This is a genomic window from Marinobacter sp., from assembly GCF_041984545.1.
Taxonomy (GTDB): Bacteria; Pseudomonadota; Gammaproteobacteria; order Pseudomonadales; family Oleiphilaceae; genus Marinobacter.
This window is the reverse complement of sequence record NZ_JBHIXV010000003.1, coordinates 50,420-75,152: the sequence shown is the minus strand read 5'-3', so window position 1 is coordinate 75,152 and position 24,733 is coordinate 50,420. Positions and strand designations below refer to the sequence as shown.

The 24,733-nt window shown below is 62.6% G+C and carries 18 protein-coding genes; 11 read left to right on the top strand and 7 right to left on the bottom strand.

Annotation, left to right across the window (positions count from 1 at the left end; translation table 11 throughout):
* Window positions 1-94: 94 nt before the first annotated feature.
* Together ACFC20_RS02190 and ACFC20_RS02185 are read left to right on the top strand one after the other, a co-directional pair.
* Complete coding sequence (locus tag ACFC20_RS02190) at window positions 95-1,378, top strand: MHYT domain-containing protein (protein WP_375191567.1); 1,284 nt, start codon at window positions 95-97, stop codon at window positions 1,376-1,378.
* 79 nt (window positions 1,379-1,457) lie between these two features.
* Window positions 1,458-4,280 (top strand): DUF748 domain-containing protein, encoded by a 2,823-nt coding sequence (locus tag ACFC20_RS02185; protein ID WP_375191634.1) that lies wholly within the window; start codon window positions 1,458-1,460, stop codon window positions 4,278-4,280.
* Here ACFC20_RS02185 and ACFC20_RS02180 read toward each other — a convergent pair whose 3' ends face one another.
* Complete coding sequence (locus ACFC20_RS02180) at window positions 4,281-5,105, bottom strand: substrate-binding periplasmic protein (RefSeq protein WP_375191566.1); 825 nt, start codon at window positions 5,103-5,105, stop codon at window positions 4,281-4,283.
* A 107-nt stretch (window positions 5,106-5,212) separates the two neighbouring features.
* On the opposite strand from ACFC20_RS02180, the gene yfbR reads away from it, so the two are divergent.
* The 4 genes from yfbR to ACFC20_RS02160 all read left to right on the top strand — a co-directional run bounded on the left by yfbR (window position 5,213) and on the right by ACFC20_RS02160 (window position 8,777).
* Window positions 5,213-5,812 (top strand): 5'-deoxynucleotidase, encoded by a 600-nt coding sequence (gene yfbR / locus ACFC20_RS02175; RefSeq protein WP_375191565.1) that lies wholly within the window; start codon window positions 5,213-5,215, stop codon window positions 5,810-5,812.
* Between the two features lie 115 nt (window positions 5,813-5,927).
* Window positions 5,928-6,743 carry an SDR family NAD(P)-dependent oxidoreductase gene (locus ACFC20_RS02170; protein ID WP_375191564.1) on the top strand — a complete coding sequence of 272 codons (816 nt, stop codon included), beginning with the start codon at window positions 5,928-5,930 and terminating at the stop codon, window positions 6,741-6,743.
* Between the two features lie 106 nt (window positions 6,744-6,849).
* Window positions 6,850-7,950: a GGDEF domain-containing protein gene (locus ACFC20_RS02165; protein ID WP_375191563.1), complete on the top strand. Its 1,101-nt coding sequence runs from the start codon at window positions 6,850-6,852 to the stop codon at window positions 7,948-7,950.
* 47 nt (window positions 7,951-7,997) lie between these two features.
* Entirely contained in the window at window positions 7,998-8,777 is a 780-nt protein-coding gene (locus ACFC20_RS02160; protein WP_375191562.1) for a class II glutamine amidotransferase, read from the top strand.
* Window positions 8,778-8,926: 149 nt separating this feature from the next.
* Here ACFC20_RS02160 and ACFC20_RS02155 read toward each other — a convergent pair whose 3' ends face one another.
* Window positions 8,927-9,832, bottom strand: coding sequence for a metal-dependent hydrolase (locus ACFC20_RS02155; RefSeq protein WP_375191561.1), 906 nt, complete (start codon window positions 9,830-9,832; stop codon window positions 8,927-8,929).
* A 240-nt stretch (window positions 9,833-10,072) separates the two neighbouring features.
* On the opposite strand from ACFC20_RS02155, the gene ACFC20_RS02150 reads away from it, so the two are divergent.
* Together ACFC20_RS02150 and ACFC20_RS02145 are read left to right on the top strand one after the other, a co-directional pair.
* Complete coding sequence (locus tag ACFC20_RS02150) at window positions 10,073-11,179, top strand: helix-turn-helix domain-containing protein (protein WP_375191560.1); 1,107 nt, start codon at window positions 10,073-10,075, stop codon at window positions 11,177-11,179.
* A gap of 366 nt (window positions 11,180-11,545) precedes the next feature.
* Window positions 11,546-11,953 (top strand): NINE protein, encoded by a 408-nt coding sequence (locus ACFC20_RS02145; protein ID WP_375191559.1) that lies wholly within the window; start codon window positions 11,546-11,548, stop codon window positions 11,951-11,953.
* 10 nt (window positions 11,954-11,963) lie between these two features.
* On the opposite strand, the gene ACFC20_RS02140 is transcribed toward ACFC20_RS02145, so the two are convergent.
* Window positions 11,964-13,331, bottom strand: coding sequence for a wax ester/triacylglycerol synthase family O-acyltransferase (locus ACFC20_RS02140; RefSeq protein ID WP_375191558.1), 1,368 nt, complete (start codon window positions 13,329-13,331; stop codon window positions 11,964-11,966).
* A 199-nt stretch (window positions 13,332-13,530) separates the two neighbouring features.
* On the opposite strand from ACFC20_RS02140, the gene ACFC20_RS02135 reads away from it, so the two are divergent.
* Both ACFC20_RS02135 and ACFC20_RS02130 read left to right on the top strand, forming a co-directional pair.
* Window positions 13,531-14,607 (top strand): efflux RND transporter periplasmic adaptor subunit, encoded by a 1,077-nt coding sequence (locus ACFC20_RS02135; protein WP_375191557.1) that lies wholly within the window; start codon window positions 13,531-13,533, stop codon window positions 14,605-14,607.
* Window positions 14,607-17,768, top strand: a complete 3,162-nt coding sequence (locus ACFC20_RS02130) for an efflux RND transporter permease subunit (protein ID WP_375191556.1) — start codon at window positions 14,607-14,609, stop codon at window positions 17,766-17,768. The genes ACFC20_RS02135 and ACFC20_RS02130 overlap by 1 nt, the downstream gene beginning before the upstream one ends.
* On the opposite strand, the gene nirD is transcribed toward ACFC20_RS02130, so the two are convergent.
* From nirD to ACFC20_RS02115, 3 genes are all read right to left on the bottom strand, one after another.
* Complete coding sequence (nirD, locus tag ACFC20_RS02125) at window positions 17,754-18,122, bottom strand: nitrite reductase small subunit NirD (RefSeq protein ID WP_375191555.1); 369 nt, start codon at window positions 18,120-18,122, stop codon at window positions 17,754-17,756. The genes ACFC20_RS02130 and nirD overlap by 15 nt on opposite strands.
* A 186-nt stretch (window positions 18,123-18,308) precedes the next feature.
* Window positions 18,309-20,822, bottom strand: a complete 2,514-nt coding sequence (gene nirB, locus ACFC20_RS02120; RefSeq protein WP_375191554.1) for a nitrite reductase large subunit NirB — start codon at window positions 20,820-20,822, stop codon at window positions 18,309-18,311.
* A 51-nt stretch (window positions 20,823-20,873) separates the two neighbouring features.
* Complete coding sequence (locus ACFC20_RS02115; RefSeq protein ID WP_375191553.1) at window positions 20,874-22,127, bottom strand: NAD(P)/FAD-dependent oxidoreductase; 1,254 nt, start codon at window positions 22,125-22,127, stop codon at window positions 20,874-20,876.
* A gap of 398 nt (window positions 22,128-22,525) precedes the next feature.
* Between ACFC20_RS02115 and ACFC20_RS02110 the strand changes: the two genes are divergently transcribed.
* On the top strand, window positions 22,526-23,830 hold the full coding sequence (locus tag ACFC20_RS02110; RefSeq protein ID WP_375191552.1) for a nitrate- and nitrite sensing domain-containing protein: 1,305 nt from the start codon (window positions 22,526-22,528) through the stop codon (window positions 23,828-23,830).
* Between the two features lie 38 nt (window positions 23,831-23,868).
* On the opposite strand, the gene ACFC20_RS02105 is transcribed toward ACFC20_RS02110, so the two are convergent.
* Window positions 23,869-24,705, bottom strand: a complete 837-nt coding sequence (locus tag ACFC20_RS02105) for an ABC transporter ATP-binding protein (RefSeq protein WP_375191633.1) — start codon at window positions 24,703-24,705, stop codon at window positions 23,869-23,871.
* Between the last annotated feature and the right edge of the window lie 28 nt (window positions 24,706-24,733).

Sequence of the window (24,733 nt, the reverse complement as noted above, 5' to 3'; positions counted from 1 at the left end):
TTTTTGTACGTATTTCCCGGCACATGAGGAGCATCACCGGTCATGCGTGGGCTCCTGGTCTGCAAACATTTTCACTGAAAGGGTTGAAGCGACGATGAATAACTACGATCCCGCGCTGCTGGTAGCCTCGTTTGTGGTGGCCGTTATGGCCGCCTACGCGGCTCTGTTCTTTGGCGCTCGCCTGCACGGGGCAAGCGATGAAACGCGCTGGCGTTGGCTTGCCGCGGGTGCTTTGCTGATGGGTACGGGCATCTGGACCATGCATTTTGTCGGCATGCGCGCGATGCCCTCCGACGTCCCCCTGGCGTTTGATGGTGCGCTCACCACGATTTCCTGGCTGGCGGCGGTTCTGGCCTCTGGTGTTGCCCTGAAGATGATTGGTCGTGACCAGTTGGGCGCGAAACTATTCGCCGGCGCAGCGGTTGCCATGGCGGCCAGTATTGTGGTCATGCATTACCTGGGAATGTACGCGTTGCGGATGTCGGCGCCCCCGGAATTCCACACGGGCTTTCTGGTGCTCTCCATGGCGATTGCGCTGGGCGCATCGGCGGCAGCCCTTGCCCTGTGCCGTATCCTCCAGAAGACCGAGGGCCAGAAAGCTCTGGTACTGCAGTTTGTAGCTGCCATCGTAATGGCGGTGGCCATTTGTGGTATGCATTACACTGGGATGATGGCCATGACCTTTCCCGAGGGGGCGGTCCCGGCCGCTGGCAACGCTCTGCGGGGCGAGTGGATGGGGATTCCACTGGCGATGTTCTGCAGCGTCCTGCTGGCATCAGCGTTGGCGGTGACGACGCTCGACATCAAGCAGCAACGCAAGCGCGCCGAGGCCCGGGAACAGGAGCAGCAGCGGGTCGCTGAACTTGCGTTTATCGATAGCGCGACCGGTTTGCCGAATCGATCCGGACTTGAACAGAACTTGCTGGATATCCTGGCCCGACAGGACGCTCGTAATCATCCGTTTGCCCTGATCTACCTGGATATCGCCAATTTCCGCGAGCTGTCTGCCCGGATGGGTGAGGAATCCCTTGTGGCCGTGATTAACGAGGTCACCGAATCACTGAAGGAGCACCTCTCTGAGGATGCGCTTCTGGCCCGTTACGCCGCTGGTACCTTTTTCATCCTGGTGCCGGACAACCAGGACGCCCGGCATGCCTTTATGTACAAGAGGCTGAGGCAACTGGACAAGCGCATTGGCACGGAGGCAATGCCCATCACCTGGCGCGCCGGCCAATCGGCTTTTCCGGTGACCGGTAATTCAACCCGTAAATTGATCAGGGCAGCCATGGTTCCCCGGGACCTGGCTGAGATCGGGCGATTCACCAATATGGCGGCCGACCCCGAGCTGGTACTGCCAGGTCAACAACGGTACAGCTGACAAGCCGCTGTCGGGCCGACTACACTTGTGATCAGGACGGCGGGCGAAAAGCCCGCCGTTGCCCTTTGTTTACAAGGAGATGTCCGTGGCCCGGAGCCGTCAACCCAGTCACAAGACCCGGAATCTGCTGGCCCTGTTGCTGGCCGTCCTCGTTCTCTATGCCCTCGCCGGTTTCCTGCTGCTGCCCTGGTGGCTGGAACGAACCCTGCCGGATCAGCTTGAGCAGCGCATGGGCTGGCAGGCCGAGGTTGGCGACATTCGAACCAATCCCTTCACCCTTACCGTCGAAGCCGGCGCGTTGTCCGCCTCTGACAGCGGCGGGGAACAGGTGCTCGGCTTTGACCGCCTGCTCGTTGACCTGAATTTTTTCCAGCTGGTGCGGGGAATTGTCGGCTTCGAAGAGATTGCCCTGGAGGAACCCTTCATCAGGCTCGACCTGCTGGAGGATTACAACATCAATTTTGCCCGGGACTGGCAGCGGGCCAACCCTGAACCTGCAGATGCGGCGCAGCCAGAGGCTGAAGCCGGAGACCCGCCCCGACTCTACTTCGGCGGCATTGATGTCAATGGCGGCGAGCTCCTGTTCCGTGACTTCACCCAGTCGCAAATGGCGGAATTCCGGATCACCCCGCTGGATCTGACCCTCAACGATCTGGCCACCTGGCGACGGGAGGGCGAGGACAGCGATTACTCACTGCAGGCGGCGCTGGGCAGCCAGGTCATTGAATGGCAGGGCGATCTGAGTGTCGCTCCGCTTTACTCCACGGGCTCGCTCCGAATTTCCGCGGTGGATCACCAGACCCTCGCACATTTCCTCGCGCCCTGGTTGCCCTACGATTTGCGGGGCGGGAGCGTGAGCCTGAGCTCCGACTACGCGATACAGGCCGGGGAGGTGTTCCGGCTGGAAACCAGCAACGGCGAGCTGACCCTCAATGACCTTGCCGTTGCCCCGAGCCCGGAGGCGGAAGAGGCGCGTCTGAGCAACGGTACGCTCACGGTTGACGGCATAACCTTTGATCTCAATGCCCGTGAGTTCCGGGTGGGTCAGGTAGCGCTTGAGGACCTGGATGTTGCGCTGGCCCGGGGGCCGGAAGGACAGATTGACTGGCTGAGGCCGTTCACCGGAGAGGGCGAGACCCGCGGCGCCGACACTGCCGAAGAAAGCCCGCCGGAGGGCGAATCCTTCCGTTGGTCGCTGGCCGGCGTGTCCGTCGCCAACGGCCGGGTGCTGTGGCAGGACAGAGTGCCCGAGACCGCGGCAGAGATTGAGCTGGAGTCACTGTCAGTGTCGACCGGGCGCATCAGTCACCAGCTTGATGAGCCGGTGACCTACGAGCTGAAGGGCACGCTTGCCAGTGGCGGGCAACTGTCCCTGACCGGTCAGGTGACGCCGGCGCCCTTCACCCTGGAAGCGGCCATTGCCGGTTCGGGAGTGACGCTCGCGGCGTTCGAGCCCTACCTCCGCGAAGGCGCCAATCTCGCCGTTACCAGTGGCACCCTGTCGGTGGACGGCAATCTCGACCTGGATGGGCAGCAGGACCCGCTCACCGGCACCTTCAGCGGCACCGCCGAGGTGGCGGGGCTTGATCTGAAACTGCCCGGGGCGCCGGAGCCGTTGATGGCCTGGCAAACCCTGCGTCTGGCCCCGATCGAGTACAACGTGCACCCGGCCCGGCTGGAAATCGGCACGGTGACCCTGGTTGAGCCCTTTTTCAACATGGTTCGCAACGCCGACGGTGTCCACAACGTGGAGCGCATCGCCCGCAAGTCCGGCCCGACGAGCGATGGCGAGCCGGCGGAAGGGGCCTCTCAGACGGCGGACGACGAACCGGAATTCATTTTCCGGATCAGTGAATTACTGCTTGAGGACGGAGAGCTGGCCTACACCGACCGCACCCTGCAGCCCGCGTTTACAACTCGCCTCGAATCCCTGAGTGGCACCGTAACCGGGTTGAGCAACATCTCGCCGCAACAGGGCAAGGTGTCCATGCGCGGCCGGGTTGGTGGCGTGGCCGACCTCGATTTCCAGGGCACCATCGGCACTCTGGGCACCGAAGATGTCAGTGATCTGAAACTGCTGATCGACAATCTTTCTCTGCCAGTGCTGTCGCCTTATTTCGGGCGGTATCTCGGCTACGGTGTCGACAGTGGCAAACTGGACCTGAACCTCGATTACGAAATTGCCGGCACCCGTATCGATGCGACCAACCTGGTGGTGATGGACCAACTGGAGCTGGGCTCGGCGGTTGCCAGTGATCAGGCGGTTAACGCGCCGGTCAAGCTTGGTCTGGCGCTGCTGCGGGACCGCAAGGGCGTCATTGAGGTCGACCTGCCGATCAGCGGTGATCTGGCCAATCCGGATTTCAGTGTTGGCAAAGTGGTCATGCGGGCGTTCGTCAACCTGCTGGCCAAGGCCGCCGCCTCACCGTTCAGCATGCTGGGCTCCATCGCCGAGCTGGCGGGCCTGAGTGGTGAGGAGCTTGGCAAGGTGGCGTTCGTGCCAGGCAGTGTCCGGCTGGCCGAGGGCGAGGCTGAAAAGCTGGCCGCGTTGGCGGATGCGCTGCTGGACCGGCCCGACCTGCTCCTGAACATCCGTGGCAGTGTGGCACCGGAGACCGACGGCCTGGCCCTGCTGCGAGAAGAACTGACGAACGGAGGCGCCCGGACACTGTCGGATGGGGATTGGCAGGCGGCGCGGGAGGCCTATCTTGCCGGTGAGCGGTCCCTGGCGCCGGAGGCGTTGAGCAACCTGGCGTCTGCCCGCGGCGTTGCCATTCGCAAGGTGCTGCGGGAGACCCACGGTGTGCCGCAGGATCAGCTGTTTCTGCTGGACCCCGCCCGCACTGCAGACCTCGGCAGTAACGGGAATGTGGTGGTGGCGTTTACCCTGGATGTTCGCTGATCAATGATCGGTAAGGTCTTCCATCAGGGCCGTTGGTGCCGCCAGGTTCCATTTCTCGACCAGGCGCTGGTACTGCCCGCTCCGTACCAGCGGCGCCAGCAGTCGCAGAAATTCGTCGGCCCCGGTCGCGGCGTTCTCCCGTGCGATGATACTGAGCTGGTAGCGCTGATCCGGCTCCTCGGCAATCAGCAGTCTGTCGAGGTCACCGGGATGTTCCGAAAGATACCGCTGCAGGTAAGACTCGCTCACGATGGCCACTTCCGCCACCGAGGGCCGGTCGGCCATAATCAGCTTCAGGTTGCGGCTGTGGCTGTCGGAGAATTCAATGTTGAACTGATCCTCCAGCGCCTGGGTGTCGGTCTCATAGCCCGTCAGTCGGTAATGGTAACCCGAGATGGCGACAATGGTGCGCTGGTGGAGGTTCTCGAAAAAGGAGGGTCCCCGCCCGGGTTTGTTCAGGGCGACATACCGTTCCTCGTCTTCAAGGACCGGCGCGGTGATATCAACGGGTCTTTCTGACCAGCCCCAATGGGGGCTTTCGAAAAAGATCACGTCATACAGGCCAGCGTCAAAATCCAGGTGGCGGCGCTTGGGCGAGGTATGAACAATCTGGAAGGAGAGGCCGGGGTGGGTCTGTTCAAGAGCCTTCAGAAGATCGCCCAGCAGACCCTCCGCTTCGCCGTTCTGGCCCACGCTGGCAATGGGGGGGAAATGGTAGACGCCAAGGTTGATCTTGGTCTGATGCGCTGATGCCTGTGTTATTGCCGGCAGCAGGATGGCAAACAGTGTGAACAGAATCGTCCGGGCAATGTCTCGAGCGGGCACCGTTTTCACCGGTTATGTAGTAATTGAATACTCGTTCAGGATACCACGGGCGTTTTGACCACCTGAAGCAAAAGATCATGAACTTCTGTAAAACAGGAACAGTGACTATGGGCACAGCTGCCAGCCATTTTTTTGCCTATGTGTCCCGCCTGCGCTGGATCAAGCGCTGGGGCCTGATGCGCAATGCCATTGAGGAAAACGTGGCCACGCACTCCTGGGAGGTGGCCACCCTGGCCCACGCCCTGGCCCTGATCCGCAACCGGCATTTCGGAGGCCAGGTGAGTGCAGATCGTATTGCCGCTGCTGCCCTGTATCACGATGCCACCGAGGTGATCACCGGTGACATGCCAACGCCGGTCAAGTACCACTCGCGGGTAATGCGTGAGGCTTTCGGAGACATCGAGCACAAGGCGGCGGGCGAGCTGCTGGCCCTGTTGCCGGACGATCTCCGGGAGGATTTTGCGCCTTATGTCCGGGAATCCGGATTGCCAGCGGCGGAGAAAGAACTGATCAAGGCGGCGGATCGCCTGTCCGCATGGCTCAAGTGCCAGGCCGAGATCCGGGCCGGCAACCAGGAGTTCGAACCGGCCGCCTCGCAGATTCGTCGTCGCCTTGAGCAGGACGCGCTTCCCGAGGTGGACTATTTTCTCCGGGTATTTGCCCCCAGTTACGATCAACCCCTCGATAACCTGCTCGGAGAGGCCTGACAGAGGGTGGCCGGAGCGCCCGGTAGGGGCGCGCCCGAGAGCCATATCCGGTTCACAGCCAACTGTTAGAGTATCTGCTTTAATTGACAGAGCAGATAACAAGAGGCCTGTGACCATGAAGAAACTGAAGGACAAAGTTGCTGTAGTAACCGGTGCCGGCTCCGGTATCGGCCGGGCCCTGGCCCAGGCGCTTGCCGCGCGCGGCTGCCGGCTGGCGCTTTCCGATGTAAACGAGCCGGGTCTCGCCGAGACAGCCAGCAGCCTCAAGGACGCCGAGGTAAAAACCTACCGTCTGGACGTGGCCGACCGCGACGCCATATACGCCCATGCCGAGCAGGTTGCCAGCGACTTCGGACAGGTCAATCTCATCATCAACAACGCCGGCGTGGCGTTGTCGGCCTCGGTGCGGGAAATGACCGATGAGGACTTCAAATGGGTGATGGACATCGACTTCTGGGGCGTGGCCCACGGCACCCGGGCGTTCCTGCCGCACCTGATTGCCTCCGGCGATGGTCACGTGGTGAACATTTCCAGCGTGTTTGGCCTGATCGGCGTACCCAAGCAGAGCGCCTACAACGCCGCCAAGTTCGCGGTTCGCGGCTTTACCGAATCCCTCCGCCAGGAAATGAAACTGGAGAACCAGCCGGTGGCTGTCAGCTGCGTGCACCCGGGCGGCATCCGCACCAACATCGCCAATGCGGCGCGCATGGGCAAGTCCGAGAACGCCGAGGCCCAGCGCAAGGGGTTCGACAAGCTGGCCATGACCACGCCGGAAAAGGCCGCAGAAACCATTGTAAAAGGCATTCTGAAGGACGAATCCCGCATTCTTGTGGGGCCAGACGCCTGGGGCATTGAAGCCATCAACCGCCTGCTGGGCGCCGCCTACCAGCCCCTGGTGGAGCGCTTCTCCCGAAAGAATCTGTACGTATAGCGCCTGAATGCCGTGGCAGGAGTGGCCCGGACATTGGCCTCTCCTGTACATTTTACAAACAGGTATTCAGGACTATACTCGAAAGCTGATTCAGGGAAGTGTCAGCATGAAAACGTCTCACCATGCGGATCTGGGAGCCACACTGGAACAGAGCCGCTCCGGTCTGCGCGATAACCATCGCCGCTCGCTGATGCGGCTGCTTTTTGTGGCCACCGGCTCTGCACTGGTGGTTTTCGCATGCCTGCAGATTCTCAGCGGCTTCCTGTGGCTCGGTCTGGGGGAGCTGGCGGCGAGTGTCGTCCTGTTCGTGGGCACATGGCGCCTGAAAACCACCCGCCATCTCCAGGCCTGTATCTACGCCTACTTGCTGACACTGTTCAGCTTTTTCCTGGTAATCATTGTGCTGCCCAACGCCTCGGTGGCGGCTTTCGTGTGGGTCCTGATGATGCCGGTGCTGGCCTACCTGTTGCTGGGCAAACGCGAGGGCCTGATCCTCAGTGTGCCGTTCATGATTGCCGGTGGCGTTATCTACTACCTGTACCTGGAGAATGTCGCCAGCCCCCACGCGCTCATCGACCTGCTCAACATGGTCCTGTGTGGCGCCTTGATGCTGGTGTTCGTGCATTTGTATGAAGTCCGCCGGGAGGAAGCCGAACAACGGCTCGTGGACATGGCCCAGACCGATGCCCTCACTGGCCTGGCCAACCGCAGTAACTTCCAGGGAACACTGAACCGGACCATCGCCGAGTGCGAGCGCAGTGGCACCGGGTTTGCGCTGGTGGTGATGGACATTGACCACTTCAAGGTGGTGAACGACACGCTCGGCCACGAAGCGGGCGACTACGTACTGAGAAACATCAGCCGGTGCCTGACCGAGCGCCTCCGGGGTACCGACTTTGTCGGCCGGCTAGGGGGCGAGGAGTTCGGCCTGATCCTGCGCGATGTGAAACCGGCCGATGCCTTCGAGCTCATGGACGAACTGCGCCAGCGAATTTCCAGCAGCGAACTGGCCTACGGCGAGGCCCGGATCCGGGTAACCGCTTCCTTCGGTATTGCCCAGTGGCCGGACCACGGCCGGCAGGCGGAAAGCCTGATGCGGGTGGCCGATCGCTGCCTGTACAGCGGCAAGCGGGCAGGCCGCAACCGGGTGGCCGCTGCCGGATCCAATCCGCGGCAGATGGAGATTCTGGCTGGCGAGACCGGATAATTGCGGTACTCTGGTAAGGCCATGCCACTGCAAGACTGATCCGAACCATGTGTGAACTGCTGGCCATGAGTGCCAACACCCCCACCGATCTGTGCTTCAGCTTTACCGGCCTGACTCGCCGAGGCGGTGCCACCGGCCCCCACAAGGACGGCTGGGGCGTGGCCTTTTACGAAGGCAAGGGCGTGCGCGCCTTCCACGACGCCGACGCCAGCGCCAGTTCCCGCATCGCCGAAGTCGTCCAGACCCACCCTATCAAGAGCGAAGTGGCCATCTGCCACATCCGCCAGGCCAACGTCGGCGAGATCTGCCTGGCCAACACCCACCCGTTCATGCGCGAACTCTGGGGCCGCTACTGGGTCTTCGCCCACAACGGCCAGCTGTCCGGCTTCCGCCCGCAACCGGGCTTCTACGAACCGGTGGGCAGCACCGACAGCGAAGCGCTGTTCTGCGACATCCTCAACCACCTGCGCAGCCACTGCGACCGCAACACCGCCACCGACGACATCGTCGAGCGCCTGGTGCGCCTGTCGCAGGCCTACGCCAGCCAGGGCGTGTTCAACCTCCTGCTCAGCAACGGCGACTGGCTGTTCACCTACTGCACCACCAAAATGGCCAGCATTACCCGCTGCGCCCCGTTCGGCCCGGCCCGTTTGAAAGACGCGGATGTCACTGTGGATTTTGAATCGGAAACCACCCCCAACGACATCGTCAGCGTGATCGTGACCGAACCGCTCACCAGCGATGAGCGGTGGGATATCTACCAGCCGGAGGAATGGCGTTTGTGGCGCAAGGGAGTGGTGGTGCGTTCCGGTAAGTCAGTAGTTTGAGGCCGGACTCGTAGCGGGTGGGCGCGAACGGCCTTCCGGAATCGTGCGGAGCCATGGATGGCGGAGCCGAGCGTACATGGACGTATCCACAGCGTATTCCGGAAGGCTGTTCGGGCCTGCCCGCGGAGCCTGAGGGTTACTAATGTTTATTACTGAAGCGTTCGCCGATTGCCATTCTGGTACTGAGGCGCAATGTGCGCCTGGATCTCGGCCTTGAACCGCGCAATCAGCTCGCTGTTGTCGTGATCCCAGGGGTGAAAACCGGGCTTGAAGTATTCCAGCCAGGTCGGAATCAGGCTCGAGAAAGTGCCGTTCCTGCCCCACATGCGCCACAGTCCCCGGGCGCTGTCCTTCAATGAGAAATTCTTCCGGTCGTTGAGCATCATGCGCCCGGTAAAATAGCTGGCCATTACGCCCAGGGCTGCGGTGCTGAACACCTGGTAAAAAGCGCGCTCGGCGTAAGTGCCGCCCACCTGCTGGAACACATCGTAGGTCACCGCCTTGTGCTCGGTTTCCTCGATGGCGTGCCAGACCCACAGCGGACGCATGGATTCGTCCATGTCCTCGCGCACGTCGCTGCGCTCCAGCAGCATGTCGGCCATCATCGCGGTCATGTGTTCAAGGGCACAGGTAATGGCCAACTGGTGGCGCTTGGGCAGCTTTTTGGCGATGCCCAGAACCACCTCCAGGTGCTTCTCCAGCTCTTCCACCGGCATGCCCTGATCCCGCACGTGCTGGTTCATGGCCACGTGTTCCAGGGAATGCATGGCTTCCTGACCAATGAATCCGCGCACCTCCGCCTTGAGCTTGGGGTCGGAAATCTGGTCGCGATAGGCGCGCACCGAATCCACAAAGAACTGCTCACCCTGGGGGAAGAGCACCGAGAGGGCATTCATCATGTGGCTCAGGAAATAGCTGTTGTCGAGCCAGTACTGCGGCACCTGCTCGCCGAACTCGAAGCCCATGCGCTGGGGCTTGATGGTGACCTGCTCCGGCGTGTTCGAGGCCCGGGTTGCCGGGGCCTTGCGGTTTTCTGCCGTCTTGTTACTCAGCATGTGTGTACTCCTCACTCTGGGGGATGTCATGGCTCCAGTGTGGGGAAGTCAACGCCCGGCAGGAATGCGCAAAGAGGACTGGGATCTATCAAAATGGGACAGCTCGCCATCGGCCCCAGCCCGACGATGGATTGGCTAAGCTGACGGCGCAGCAGGTGCGTCTGGCCCCACTGTCGCCGCCCGGGCCTTCTGATAGAGTCAGTCCATGGGCCAGAACCAGCACAACAACAAGGATCAGCAATGAGCGCAAGCGGACCAGACAGAGAACGGCAGATGCTGGGATTGTTCCTGGTGCCGGGCGTGTACATGCGGGTGTTGGCTGACACCGTTCGCCAGCTCGGTTACAACGACCGGCCACTTTATGACGGCCTGGAGTTCAGCCCCGAGGACCTGAAAACCAACGACAGCCGGGTGTTCGTCACCGACGCCATCGTCATGGCGCAGCGGGCCCTGGAACTGGCTGGCAAGGACGGCCTGAGCTTCCTGCTGGCCCGGGAGCTGCGCCTCACCATCCATGGCACCCTTGGTTTCGCAGCCCTTACCAGCCCCACCTTCGCCGATGCCCTCGATTCCGTGCGTCGTTACCTGCACCTCCGCGTGCCGTTCCTCAGCATGAGCCAGTCCGAGGCGGGGGATCAGGTGCTGGTGAAACTCTGCACCGAATTCCAGGTGCCCGGGCTCTACCCGTTTCTGGCCGAAACCGTTTGCGCCACCCTGATCCTGCTGACCGAACAGTTGCTGGACCGCGATGACGCCGCCAGACACGGCTTTGCCCTGGAAGACGGCAAACTGCCCGGCGTCACCGTCTGCCTGAGCGCGCCCGAGCCGCCCTGGTACCGGCAGTTCGCCCACCAGCTGCCGGTGCGGTTCGAATACGATCAGCAGGACGAAATGATGGTGTTCCCGAAGGAGCTGCTGAAAGTGCGCATGCGCCTGGCCGACGCCGAAGCCTCGCGCATGGCCCGGGACCAGTGCGAATTCGAGCTGCAGAAAGCGCTCAAGGAGCAGGGCGACATCGTACTGGCGATCCGCAACATGCTGCGCATGATGCCGGGCCCACTACCGTCCCTGGAGGCCATGGCCGAACGCTTCTGCGTGTCGTCCCGCACCCTGAAACGCCGCCTGGCGGATCGAGACACCAGCTACCGGGAAATCCTCGAATCGGTGCTGAAAGACCGGGCCATCCAGCTGCTGCGGTACACCAACCAGTCGGTGAGCGAAATTGCCTATGAACTGGGTTACGCAGACCTGTCCAACTTCAGCCGGGCGTTCCGCAAGTGGACTGGCAAGTCGGCCAGCGAGTTTCGGGAGGGTGGTCCGGATCCGGCGCCTGAGGTTGGACCTTGAGTTTAGGGACCTCTTGGTTTGGAGCGTGGTCGCAGGGTGGGGGATTATTTTTTCGGGTAAAAACAACTCGCTTCGCTCAGACATCTTTTTCCCCGAAAAAATAATCCCCCACCCCACGCCCTGCTTACAGTTCAGACTGCCGTCCTGTTTTTTATTGCCCTGTCTTAATTTGTCTTTTCTTTCCTATGCCACAATGTTTGGACGGACGGGGGGAAGGAATATTTTCCCGACAGGAAAAAGATGTCTGAGCGCAGCGAGTTGTTTTTCCCGAGGGAAAATATTCCTTCCCCCCGGCCAGCCCCAGAAACATTCAGGCTGGGGCAAGAACAGAGCACACGAACCAACCAAGAATAGGACCCTAAAACCATGACAGACCGCCCAGACACCCACAGCAAAGTGATCGGCTACCTGCTCTGGATCTTCGGATTCCTGGGCTCCCACCGGTTCTACTACGGCAAGCCGGTCACCGGCACCATCTGGTTCTTCACCCTGGGCCTGCTGTTCATCGGCTGGATCATCGACCTGTTCCTGATACCGGCCATGGACCGGGAAGCCGATCTGCGCTTCAAGGAGGGCGAGGTGAGCTACAACATCGGCTGGATCCTGCTGACCTTCCTCGGTGTATTCGGGATTCACCGCATGTACATGGGCAAGTGGATTACCGGGATTATCTACCTGCTCACTGGCGGTCTGTTCCTGATCGGTGTGCTCTACGATTTCTGGACACTGAACAACCAGATCTCCATCCGTAACGAAGAGCGCCGCTTCGGTTAAGCGCCAGCGATCACAGGCCTGCTGCGGCCTCCAGGTCGGTCAGGCCTTCTTCCAGGTAATCGAGCATCCGTTGCAGGCTCGGTAGCGTGCGGCGGCAGCCGATCAGGCCGAACTCCACCTGGTCGCCGTAGCTGAGCAGGGTCATGTTCAGGGCCAGGCGGTCCATGGCGATGGACACCGGGTACATGCCGTCCAGCCGGGCGCCGTTCCAGTAGCAGGTCTCCTTTGGCCCCAGCACGTTGGAAATCACCACGTTGAAGGTCTGCCACCTGGGAGCCATGCCGGTGAGCAGATGGAAGGCCGCCGGGGCCAGGGTCAGGGCGGTGTAGTTGATGATTTCCTCGGCGCTCATGTGGGCATAGCGCTCCTTCGCCACTTTGACATCCTCGTGGATCTGCATCAGCCGGGTGACCGGGCTGGGTATGTCGGTGTGCAACGAGGCGAGGATCACCCCGACCTGGTTTCCGCCGGAGCTGTCGTCCTTGCGCAGGGATACCGGCACCATGGCGATCAATGGCTTCTCCGGCAGCGCGTCCTGGTTCATCAGGTAGCTTCTCAGGGCACTGGCGCACATCGCCATCACCACATCGTTTACCGTGGCTCCATAGGCCGCGCCCACGGCCTTGATTCGTGCCAGGTCGTAGGACTGGGCGGCGAAGCGCCGGGAACCGGTGATCTTCTGGTTAAGCAGGCTGCGGGGGGCGTGGAAGATCGACGAATAGGCGGGGTCCTTGCGGGCGTTGTTGATGGTGCGCAGCAGTTCCCGGGCGACCGTTGGCACCGTTCCCAGCTGTTTGCCGGATTCCCCCAGCAGGTGGCCGACGCTGCGCCACAGGGAAGAAGCGCTCTCCTCTCGATTGCCAGAATGGCGCGGCGGCATTGCCCAGATCGGTGGCATGTCCCGCTCGCCGGTGTCCTGGCACAGCATCCGGGTGGCCATGCGCATGGCCGACACGCCATCCACCAGGGCGTGGTGCACCTTGGTGTACACCGCAAACTGCCGCTCTCCCAGACCTTCAATCAGGTGGAACTCCCAGAGCGGACGTTCCCGGTCCATCAGGTGGGAATGTTCCGCCGACACGAACGACAGCAGCTCCCGGACCCGGCCCGGCGTGGGCAAGGCCTGGAACCGGAAATGGTGCTCCAGGTCCAGGTGCTCATCTTCCACCCAAACCGGCTGGCCAAACCGGTAATCCAGCCGCTGGTTGAAGGGCGGCGTCACCCGGGTGTACTGCCTCAGTCGTTCGGCCAGTTGGGCAACATAGTCGTCCGGCACACCCTCGGGAAAGGAAAACAGCTGTAAACCACCCACGTGCATGGGTTGCTGGCGTTTTTCCAGCCAAAGGAAGAGTTGATCAGTGGGGCTGAGGGGCTTCACGGGGCGTCCTTGTATGGCGAGTTTGCGGGGTGACAGACTCATGGTAACGCACAATCGGGCGGTCGGAATTGACTTCTTTAAAAACCGCGGGCTCAGGCGCGGTCAACCGGAGACGAGGTCCGGAGCGCCGTTTCTGTCGTAAGCTGAAGCGTAAGGTTAGCACTTGCATCCATTTGAAACGTCACAGGGAGAGAGGTCAGTGGGTCATCCGTTGAAATCCATTCCGGCTATCGTCTTGCTGGTTCTGTCCGTGGTGTCTCCGGGCGTCGCGGCTCAGGACCTTCCGGGCGTGCAACTGGAAACCGTGAACCCCGGCACCATACGGCAGGAGGTCACCCTCAACGGCACGGTGACAGCGCTTCGGGTATCCGGCATTTCCGCCTCGGTGGCGGGGTTGCTGGAGCAGGTAGAGGTGGAGACCGGGGATCGGGTTGCCAGGGGTGATACCCTGGTGGCGCTGGATGATGAACTGGCCCGGTGGGAGCTGGAGGCGGCGAGTGCCGAGGTCGAGGAAGCCCGAAGCCGGCTGGAGGAGGCCGAACGCCGGCTCACCGAGGCCCGCTCGGTGGGCGCCGGTCGTAACATCGCAGCGACCGAGGTCAGTGCCCGGGAAAGTGAAGTAGAGACCAGCCGCGCCGCCCTGGCGCGGCTTGAGGCAACCCGCCGTCAGGTGGCCGTTAATCTGGAGCGACACCGGGTCACGGCGCCGTTCGACGGCGTGATCAGCCAGCGTTCACGGGACATCGGCGAATGGGTCACCCCCGGGGATCAACTGCTGACCCTGGTGGACACCGGCAATCTGAGGCTCGATTTCCGGGTGCCCCAGGACTTCTACGCCCGCGTTGACGACAACACCCGCCTGCTCGTCCACGCCGGCGGCGACAGGGTTCCGGCGAACATTGACTTGCTGGTGCCGGTGAATGACCCCCAGGCGCGGACGTTCCTGCTTCGCGGGGTAAAGCCGGAGCCGGTGCGGCTGCTGCCCGGCATGGCGGTGCAGGCAACGCTGCAGGTTACCACCGGTGAGCAGGGACTCACCATTTCCCGGGATGCCATCAACCGTTATCCGGAAGGCCGGGTGACTGTGTGGCTGGCGGAGCCTGATGATGGCGACACCTGGACCGTGCGCGAGAAACGGGTGTACCTGGGAGCCGGCTTTGATGGCAAGGTGGAGGTGACTCGCGGCCTGGAGCAAGGCCAGAAGGTGGTGGTGCGCGGCAATGAATCCCTCACCGAGGGTATGAGGGTGAAGATCTCCGAACGGGAGAGCCGCTGATGTTTGCCGGTATTATCCGACACGGTACGCTGGTCACCGTCGTCGCGCTGATTGTGGCCATTCTGGGGGCTGCAGCGGCGCTTCGGATACCGGTACAGATGATTCCGGATCTGGAAGTGCGCACGGTTACCGTGGAAACCAGCTGGCCGGGCGCCACTCCCCAGGACATCGAGAAGGACATCCTGATCGAGCAGGAACGCTTCCTGCGCAACGTGCCCAATCTCAGCCGCATGACCGCCACCGCCTCCAGTGGCGCCGCCGAGATCGAACTGGAGTTCCCCTTCGGCGTGGACATCACCGAGACGCTGATCCAGATCAACAATGCCCTCAGTCAGGTCCCCGATTACCCCCGCAACGTGGACGAGCCGCGCATTGTGGCGGCGTCCTTTTCGTCCAACGCCTTCATGTATTTCCGGATTGCCACCCTGGAAGGCAACCCCCGGGAGCTGGATATCGAACTGATGCGCGACTTCATCGAGGACCGCGTGCGGCCGAGGATGGAGAGCGTGCCCGGGGTGTCCGAGGTGACGGTGGGCGGGGGTGCCGACCGGCAGATGCAGGTCATCGTGGATGAAGCCGCCCTGGCCCAGCGGGGTCTGAACCTGCTGGATGTTCGCGATGCCATCGTGTCCCGTAACCGGGATATTTCCGGTGGCGAGATCGACTCCGGCAAGCGCCGTTACCTGCTACGCACCGTTGGTCGGTTCGATGACATTGCCGCGCTGGAGCAACTGGTGGTCCGGCGTGAGGGCGACAACGTGATCCGCCTCGGCGAGGTGGCCCGGGTTCAGCAGGGTCATTCCCGCATCCGCGAACTGTCGCTGGTCAACGGCCAGCGGGTCATCGGGTTGCAGGTGCGCCGGGAGAGCGGCTCCAACGTCATCGATATCAAACATGCGATGATGGACGAGGTGGCCGCCATCAACCGGGAAGTTCTGGAGCCGGCCGGCATGAACCTGAGCCTGACTGCGGACGATGCCCGCTATGTGGAAGCGTCCGTGGCCAATGTCTGGACCAACCTGGGTATCGGCGCCGTCTTCGCGACCCTCGTGATGTTCCTGTTCCTGCGCTCGGGGCGGGCCACCTTTGCCGGAGTGGTGGGCATCCCCCTGTGTGCCATTGCCGCATTCATCGGCTTGTTGATCACCGGCCGCACCATCAACGTGATTTCCCTGGCCGGCATTGCCTTTGCCATCGGCATGACGGTGGACAACAGCATCGTGGTGCTGGAGAACATCGAACGACACCGCCGGCTGGGGCTGGACCGGTTCGAGTCGGCCCTCAAGGGCGTTCGGGAAGTCTGGCCGGCGGTGCTCGCTTCAACGACCACCACCATCCTGGTGTTCCTGCCCATCCTGTTCATCGAAGAGGAGGCGGGCCAGCTCTATTCCGATGTCGCCATCGCCATCTCCGCCGCCATCCTCGCCTCCATGCTGGTGGCCATTACCATCATCCCCACCCTCTGTGCGCGCCTGGATTTTGGTCGGAGGGCTGCGGATACCGACCAGTACGGCAACGAGATCTCCGGTCGCTGGAGCCGGGGCGTGATGGGGGTGGTCCGCTGGCTGGTGAACGGATCGGTACGTCGGGTGGTCGTCGTGGTAGCCACGTCAGTGACCAGTCTCTGGATCATCTTTGTGCTCACGCCGCCGGCCGAGTACCTGCCGGAAGGGGAGGAACCCAAGACCTTCGCCGCCATGTCGGCGCCGCCCGGGTATAACCTGTCGGAAATGCGGGCCATCGGCCGCCAGGTCGAGGACTACTTCCTGCCCCACGTGAACGCCGATGGCGACGCCTACGCCGCCGGCGAAACCCGGGTGCCACCCATGGCCTACCTCAACATGCAGGTGACGCCCACACGTATCCGCATCATTGCCGAGACCCTGAATCCCAGGCATATCGAAGCGCTGATGGACGAGATCACCCGGTTCTACGAACAGTTCCCGGGTATGCGGGCCTTTGCCGCCAAGGGCTCGATCATCTCCAGCAACGATGGCGGAACCCGCAGCATCAACCTGGACATTGCCGGGCCGGATCTGGTGTCGGTGTACAGCGCCGCCAACGCCGCCTACCGGCGGGCCGAGGAAATTTTCGACAACCCCCGAATCCAGAGCCAGCCCTCCACCCTGTCCCTGGCCCAGCCGCTGATCCAGATCCTGCCGGACTGGGACCGGGCGGCGGAACTGGGCCTGGGGGCCGAAGGCATCGGCTTCACCGTCGCCTCGCTGACCGAGGGCAGCTATGTGGACGATTTTTTTCTGGACGACGAGAAGATCGATATTTATGTGTACGGCAGCGAGGGTCGGAACCCGGAACTGGACGATTTACCGGACGTGATGGTGCACACGCCCCAGGGCGCCACCCTGCCCCTGTCGAGCCTGGCCACCATTGAGGAAACCGTGGATACCAGCACCGTGCGCCGGGTGGACGGCCGTCGGACCGTGACCCTGAACGTGATTCCCCCGGGCGACGTGCCTCTGGAAGCGGGCGTGGACCGGGTGCGCACGGATCTGCTGCAGTACCTTCGCGACAGCGGCGCGCTGCCGGCCAACGTGGATGTGGACATCTCTGGCGCCAGCGATCAGCTTAACGCCACCCGGGAGGCGCTGACCGGCAACTTCATCATTGCCATCGCCATCGTCTATCTGCTGCTGGTGGCGATCTTCGCCCACTGGGGCTTCCCGCTGCTGATCATGACCGCCATCCCCCTGGGCGTGGCCGGCGGTATCGTGGGCCTGGCGCTGATGAACCTGGTGGGCAGCCTGATGCCAATGATCGGCCTGCAGCCGCTCAGACAGCCGTTTGACATGATCACCATGCTGGGCTTTCTGATCCTGATGGGCACCGTGGTGAACAACCCGATCCTGGTGGTGGACCAGGCCCGCCAGAACCTGCGCCAGAAAGGCGTGACCGTGGTAGAGGCGGTCACCGGCGCGGTGCAGACCCGCCTGCGACCCATCGCCATGACCACCCTGACCACCCTCTGCGGCCTCTCGCCCCTGGTGTTCCTGCCGGGCGAAGGCACCGAACTCTACCGGGGCGTCGGCGCCATCGTCCTGTTCGGCCTGCTGGGAGCGGCCATAGTGACCGTCACCTTCCTGCCCTCACTGACCATCATGGCCCTGGGCTGGCGGGAACGCTGGCGGTCAGGCCGCCACTGAGTCGCGCTGGCTGGCACGGACCTCCAGACGGATCTGGTTGCCATCCAGCAGCACCGGATAGGTTTTCACCCGCACCGAATCGTCCTCCAGACAGACCCCGGTGCGCAGACTGAAATGCTGCTTGTACAGGGGCGAGGCCACCACCGGCTCGCCCTTCAGATCCCCGGTAATCCCCCGGGCCAACACATTGGCGCCACTGAACGGGTCAGCGTGACTAATTGCAAACAGGGCCGGCAGCCTATGTGGCAGGTAAAACACCGCCACCGGGCCTTCGTCAGTCCAGACCGCGACGCCGGATTCCGGCACCAGGTCGTCTACCGTGCAAACCGCTTCCCAACGAGTGCGTGGTTTCATTGTGTTTCTCCTAATCCTTCCGCGTTTATCTCAACGATTTTCTGATGCGATACCACCAAAGCTTGGCGAGCGAGGTGGTATGGGGGTGCTTTTCTGGCGGGAAAAAGATGTCTGAGCGAAGCGAGTTGTTTTTCCCAGAAGAAAAGTATCCCCATGACGCCTTGCTCAAAACGCCAAATCCGCAGGCTACGCAGACTCAGTCTCCAAAACAGGCCGCCGCTGCCCCCGCTCCACGGTCCACTCCTGCACCGGATCACTCTGCGAAGGCGCATTCACAAACTCCCGGAAGCGCTTGCGCTTCTCCGGATCCTCCACGGCGGATTTCCACTCGCACTGGTAGGTGCTGACAATGCCCTCCATATGCTCCTCCAGCTCCGCGCAGATCCCCAGACTGTCCTCCAGCACCACCTGTTTCAGGTAGTCCAGGCCGCCCTCCAGGTTCTCCATCCACACGCTGGTGCGCTGCAGCCGGTCGGCGGTACGCACGTAGAACATCACCACCCGGTCAATGGTGCGGATCAGCTCCTCGTCAGACAGATCCGTGGCGAACAGGTCCGCGTGCCGGGGGCGCATGCCGCCGTTGCCGCACACGTACAGGTTCCAGCCCTTGTCGGTGGCAATCACGCCAAAGTCCTTGCTCTGGGCCTCGGCACACTCCCGGGTACAGCCGGAGACCGCCATCTTCACCTTGTGCGGCGCGCGCAGGCCCTTGTAGCGGTTCTCCAGCAGGATCGCCATGCCCACGCTGTCCTGCACACCGTAGCGGCACCAGGTGCTGCCCACGCAGGACTTCACCGTACGCAGGGACTTGCCGTAGGCGTGGCCGGTCTCGAAGCCGGCGGCAATCAGCTTTTCCCAGATCTCCGGCAACTGGCTCAGGGTGGCGCCAAACAGGTCTACCCGTTGGCCGCCGGTGATCTTGGTGTACAGGTCGTACTCCTTGGCCACCTCACCCAGCACAATCAGCTTGTCCGGCGTGATCTCACCACCCGGGATGCGCGGCACAATCGAGTAGGTGCCGTTCTTCTGCATGTTGGCCATGAAGGTGTCGTTGGTGTCCTGCAGCGGCACGTGATCGGTGGCCAGGATGTGCTCGTTCCAGCAGGTGGCCAGGATTGAGGCCACTGCCGGCTTGCAGATATCGCAGCCGTGGCCCTTGCCGTGCTGGTTGATCAGGGTACGGAAGGTGCGGATGCCGTTCACCTTCACGATATGGAACAGCTCCTGGCGGCTGTAGGGGAAGTGCTCGCACAGGTCCTTGCTGACCTCAACGCCGCGTTTTTCCAGCTCGCTGTCCACCACGTTCTTGAGCAGCGCGGTACAGCCGCCGCAGCCGGTGCTGGCCTTCGTCTCCGCTTTCACGCTGCCCAGATCCGCGCAGCCGGCATCAATGGCGCTGCAGATATCGCCCTTGGTAACGTTGTGGCAGGAACAGATGGAAGCGGTTTCCGGCAGCGCATCCGGGCCCAGAGTGGGCGCGCCGCCCTGGCTTTCCGGCAGGATCAGGGTCTCCGGATTCTCCGGCAGGGTGATGCCGTTCAGCGCGTACTGCAGCAGGGTATCGTAATGGCTGTTGTCGCCCACCAGGATGGCCCCGAGCAGGGTTTTGCCATCTTCGCTGATCACCATGCGCCGGTAGTGGCCGGCCGGCTCGTCGTTGAAGCGGATGTTGCGGGCACCCGGAGTCTGGCCGTGGGCATCACCGATGGAACCCACGTCGACACCCAGCAGTTTCAGCTTGGTGCTCATGTCGGCGCCGGTAAAGGCTGCTTCCCGGTCGCTGTTCAGGGCGGCCGAGAGGGTACGGGCCATGGTGTAACCGGGCGCCACCAGGCCGAAGATTTTCTGCTCCCAGAGCGCGCACTCGCCAATGGCGTGAACGTGGGGGTCCGAGGTAGTGCACTGGTTGTTGATCACGATGCCACCGCGCTCGCCGATTTCCAGACCGCTGGCCCGGGCCAGGGCGTCCTGGGGCCGGATGCCGGCGGAGAACACGATCAGGTCGGTTTCCAGGAAAGATTCGTCGCTGAAATTCATGCGCAGTCGGGCGTCCTGGCCTTCGACAATCGCCGTGGTGGCTTTCTCGGTGTGCACCTGCACGCCCAGCTCCTCGATCTTACTGCGCAGCAGGGCGCCGCCGTCGGCGTCCAGCTGAACCGGCATCAGCCGGGGCGCGAATTCCACCACATGGGCCTCCAGGCCCAGGCTCTTGAGGGCATTAGCCGCCTCCAGGCCCAGCAGGCCGCCGCCAACCACGACACCGGCGCGGGCGCCCTCGGCGCTGGCGCGAATGGCGTCCAGGTCTTCCAGGGTGCGGTAAACCAGGCAGTGGGGGCGGTCATTGCCCTCGATCGGCGGCACGAACGGATAGGAGCCGGTGGCCAGCACCAGTTCATCGTACCGGTACTCACCCCGGGGCGTTTCCAGGGTGCGATGCTCCCGGTTGATGCCGGTGACCTGCTCATTGAGGTGCAGCTGAATGCCCTGCTCGGTGTACCACTCCAGGGTGCCCATCGCCAGGTCGGCATGGGTGGAGCCGCCAAAGTACTCCGACAGGTGAACCCGGTCGTAGGCCAGCTGCTTTTCCTCACCAAACACGATGATCTCGAAATCGGCGGCCGCCGGGCTGGCGCAGAACTGCTCCAGGAAGTGGTGGCCGACCATACCGTTGCCGACAACGATCAGGGTTTTCTTAGTCATGGGTCTTTCCTCTTTCCGGGCGAAGGGCGCTCCGAGCGGATGGCCCGGGCGTTATGCCGCCGCCTCGCAGTAGTGCTTGCCAAAAGCGATGTGGTCCCGGTATCGGGAGATGTCGTCCTGTTGCTGGATGCGCTGGCTGTACCAGGGGCCGTCCCGGGTATCACCCAGCAGCACCGCACCGGCCAGCCGCTGGTTGCGGATCAGCAGCCGGCAGTAGTGGTTGTGTTCATGGTCTTGCCAGATCACGGATTCGGTGTCCCGGTCTGCGCTGATTTGCCCGCAGGAAAAGATCGGAACACCGCTGATTTTCAGGCGGGTCGGGGTATCCACCGGCGTATAGCTGGCCCCGCAGTCCTGGCCCTGTACAGTCGCAACCAGAACCTCGGCCAGTACGTCCGCCTGCTGGTAGCCGGGTTCGACCAGTCCGAAGATGACATCCTCCAGTTGGCAGCACTCGCCCAGGGCCCAGATGGAGGGGTCGCTGGTGCGCAGCCGGGAATCCACCAGAATACCCCGGTCGCAGGCCAGCCCCGCCTCCCGGGCGAGCTGAGCGCGGGGGGTAATGCCGGTGGCGAACACCACCAGATCGGTACTGATCAATGTATCGTTATCGAGCTGCACAGCGCGCACCCGCGAGCGCCCGAGCAGGGCCTTGGGGGAGGTTCCGGTGAGCACGTTGATGCCTCGGGCCTCCATGTGCTGTTGCAACAACGCGCCGCCGACCGGATCCAGTTGCCGGTTCAGCAGGTGGCCGCTTCGATGAAGCAGGGTCACCGCCATGCCCCGCTGGCGCAGGCCATCGGCGGTTTCCAGTCCCAGGAAGCCGCCTCCGATGACCACGGCCCGGCGCTGGTAGCGAGCGGTATCGATCAGGGACCGGGCGTCTTCCAGGTCCCGGAAGGTCATTACCCCCCGCAGGTCGGCGCCCGGGAGCTGCGGCTTGGCCGGCTCGGCGCCGGTGGCCAGGACCAGGTGGCTGTAGTGCTGGACGCGACCGGTGGCGGTGGTCACGGTGTGGGCCTGGCGGTCAATCGCGACCACCGGTTCGCCGTTGCAGACGGCAATGCCCCGGTCCCGGAACCAGCCCTCGGACTGCAGGGCCATGGCGGCCTCGTCGGTGTCACCTGCCAGCAGCACGGACAGCTGGATGCGGTTGTAGGCGTCCGCCCGTTCCCCGTTGAACACCACAATGCGGTCGAACGGCTGGTCCTGATCGCGACACAGGGACTCGAGCAGGCGCTGGGACACCATGCCGTGGCCGCAGATCACCAGTACCGATTCCCGTTGTTCCTTCATTGCACTCATTTCCGACTACACCCGCCTGTTTTCTGGCCAACAAAAAAAGCCGGAGCATCTATTCCCGAGGGAAGTCGATGGTCCGGCGCCAATGCCAACAACAATGATCTGATGGTCCGGCCTGATCCTTGGCCGGGACATTCGTCCATGGTTTTGAATTAGCGATCTTCGTGCCAGTTTTTTAAATCCTTTAAAAACAGTGATTTGCCGTAAAATGCGCCGATGATGCCCGCTTTGTACCCGCGATTGCTGCCCCGCAACAGGGCAGATTGCACGGGTTTGGGGCCAGTGCGGTGGCCCGGTAATTGCTGTGGTCTGACCAGAGGTGGAGCCAATGAATACCGGAGCACAACCCGGCGCCGCCAACGAATACTGGAAATGAGGCCAACCGGCCTCCGGAGTCTGTGATGAATGCCAAAAGAGCCCCTGCCGCGAAAGCACCCACCGCGGGCGATTATCTGATCGCCTCCAAAAGCTGTGAGTTGATGAACCTCCAGTACTTTTTGCAGATGGGCAAACTGGTGCAGTGCATCAGCAATCTGGTGCACGCGCTCCAGTGCGAGCGCGGGGCATCCAACGTTTTCCTGGGCTCCGGTGGTGAGCGGTTCGCCAGTGAGCGCGAGAGCATGGTGGCTGAATCCGACCGGTTGCTGGCGGACTTCTATCAGGCATTGACCGAAATCCACCGGGAACTGACGGCTCATCCGGTCAGCAGCCGGCTGCTTAACCAGCTGGCCAGCGCCCTGCACGGCCTGGACGGCCTGCAGGAACTGCGCCGCTGTGTTCTGGCCCGGAAGGTGACGGCGGCATCGGCCACCGAGGACTACAGCAGCCTGATCCACAATCTGATTGCGGTGGTGTTCGAGGCGGCGGATACCGCCGTGGACCCCACCATTGCCGGCCTGCTGGTGGCGATGGTGCACCTGATGAACGGCAAGGAATTCTGCGGCCAGGAGCGGGCGGTGGGTTCGGCGGGCTTTTCCAGCGGACGGTTTGATCGTGCACTGTCGGAGCGCATGATGCACCTGATTGAAGCGCAAGAACGCTGTTTCGAGGTGTTTACCAGCTTCGCCGATGACGATTCCCTCGCCCTTTGGGAAAAGCTGCGCCAGAACCCTCGCGAGAGCGAGATCGAAAAACTCCGGCAACGGGGCACCGCCATTGGCCGCTTCAAGGATCTGGATCCGGCCCTGGCCGATGAGTGGTTCCGGCTGATGACCGAACGGATGGACGAGCTGAAAACCGTGGAGGATTCGGTGGAGGGTTGCTTCCACGCCCGCTGCACCGAGCGCTTCGCCGATGCCCGGAACTCCCTCGCGCATCAGGAAACCCTGATCGCCTCCCTCGATGCCCGCGATGCCCGGGAGCCAGCCTCCAGGCCACTGCTGGTACTGTGCGACTCCGGCGGCGAGCAACCGGGCGGTGACACCTGGGAGAGCGACGGCGTTGGCCAGCAGTTCGGACGCTCCATCTTTGACCTGGTGCAGGAACAGACCCGGCGCCTGCAGCAGATGACCGACGAACTGCAGAGCGCCCGGGAGGCCCTGGAAGACCGCAAGACCCAGGAAAAGGCCGTGCTGCTGCTGATGGAACACCGCAAGATCAGCAACGACGAGGCCCACCGGGTACTGCGCAAACTGGCCATGGACCAGGGCCGCAAACTGCCCGAGGTTGCCCGGGCCCTGGTGTCCATGGCGGATGTTCTGAAGTGACGTTCCTCCAGTGATCCTCAGGCGCTGAATCGCCCGGCTCAGGCCCGGGCGACGCGCGTCTGGGTCTTGCCCTCCTCCGGCTCGCCGGTGCCTTTGGTTCCGGACCGGCGGGGCGACAGATGCTCCAGCTTGCGCTGCTTTTCATACAGGAAGCGCAACACCTCCTGCCGGTAATGGACGTATTCCGGATTGTCTGCCAGGGTCACCCGATTGCGGGGCCTGGGCAGCTCAATGCGCAGATCCTCGCCCACCGTGGCGGCCGGGCCATTGGTCATCATGATGATCCGGTCTGACAGCAGCACCGCCTCGTCGACGTCGTGGGTGATCATGATCACCGTGTTGTTCAGCTCCTGCTGGATCTCCATCAGCGAATCCTGCAGATGCGCCCGGGTGAGCGCATCCAGCGCCCCGAAGGGTTCATCCATCAACAGCACACTGGGTTTCATGGCCAGCGCCCGGGCAATCCCCACCCGCTGGGCCATACCACCGGACACCTCTCCCGGCCGCTTGTCCGCAGCGTGGGCCATGTTCACCAGCTCAAGATTGTGATGAATCCAGTCCCGCCGCTCCTGCTTGCCCATGGACTTGCGAAACACCTGCTGCACCGCCAGTTCCACGTTCTCGTACACCGTCAGCCAGGGCATGAGCGCGTGGTTCTGGAACACCACCGCCCGTTCCGGCCCCGGCGAATTCACCTCATGGCCATCCAGCACACAGCCGCCCTTGGTGGCCTGCAGCAACCCGGCGACGATGTTCAACACCGTCGATTTGCCACAACCGGAATGCCCGATCAGGGAGACGAATTCGCCTTTCTGGATCTTCAGATTGACGTTGTCCAGGGCCACGAAGGGGCCCTTGGGCGTATCAAACGCCATTTCAACACCGGTTAATTCAAGATGAGAC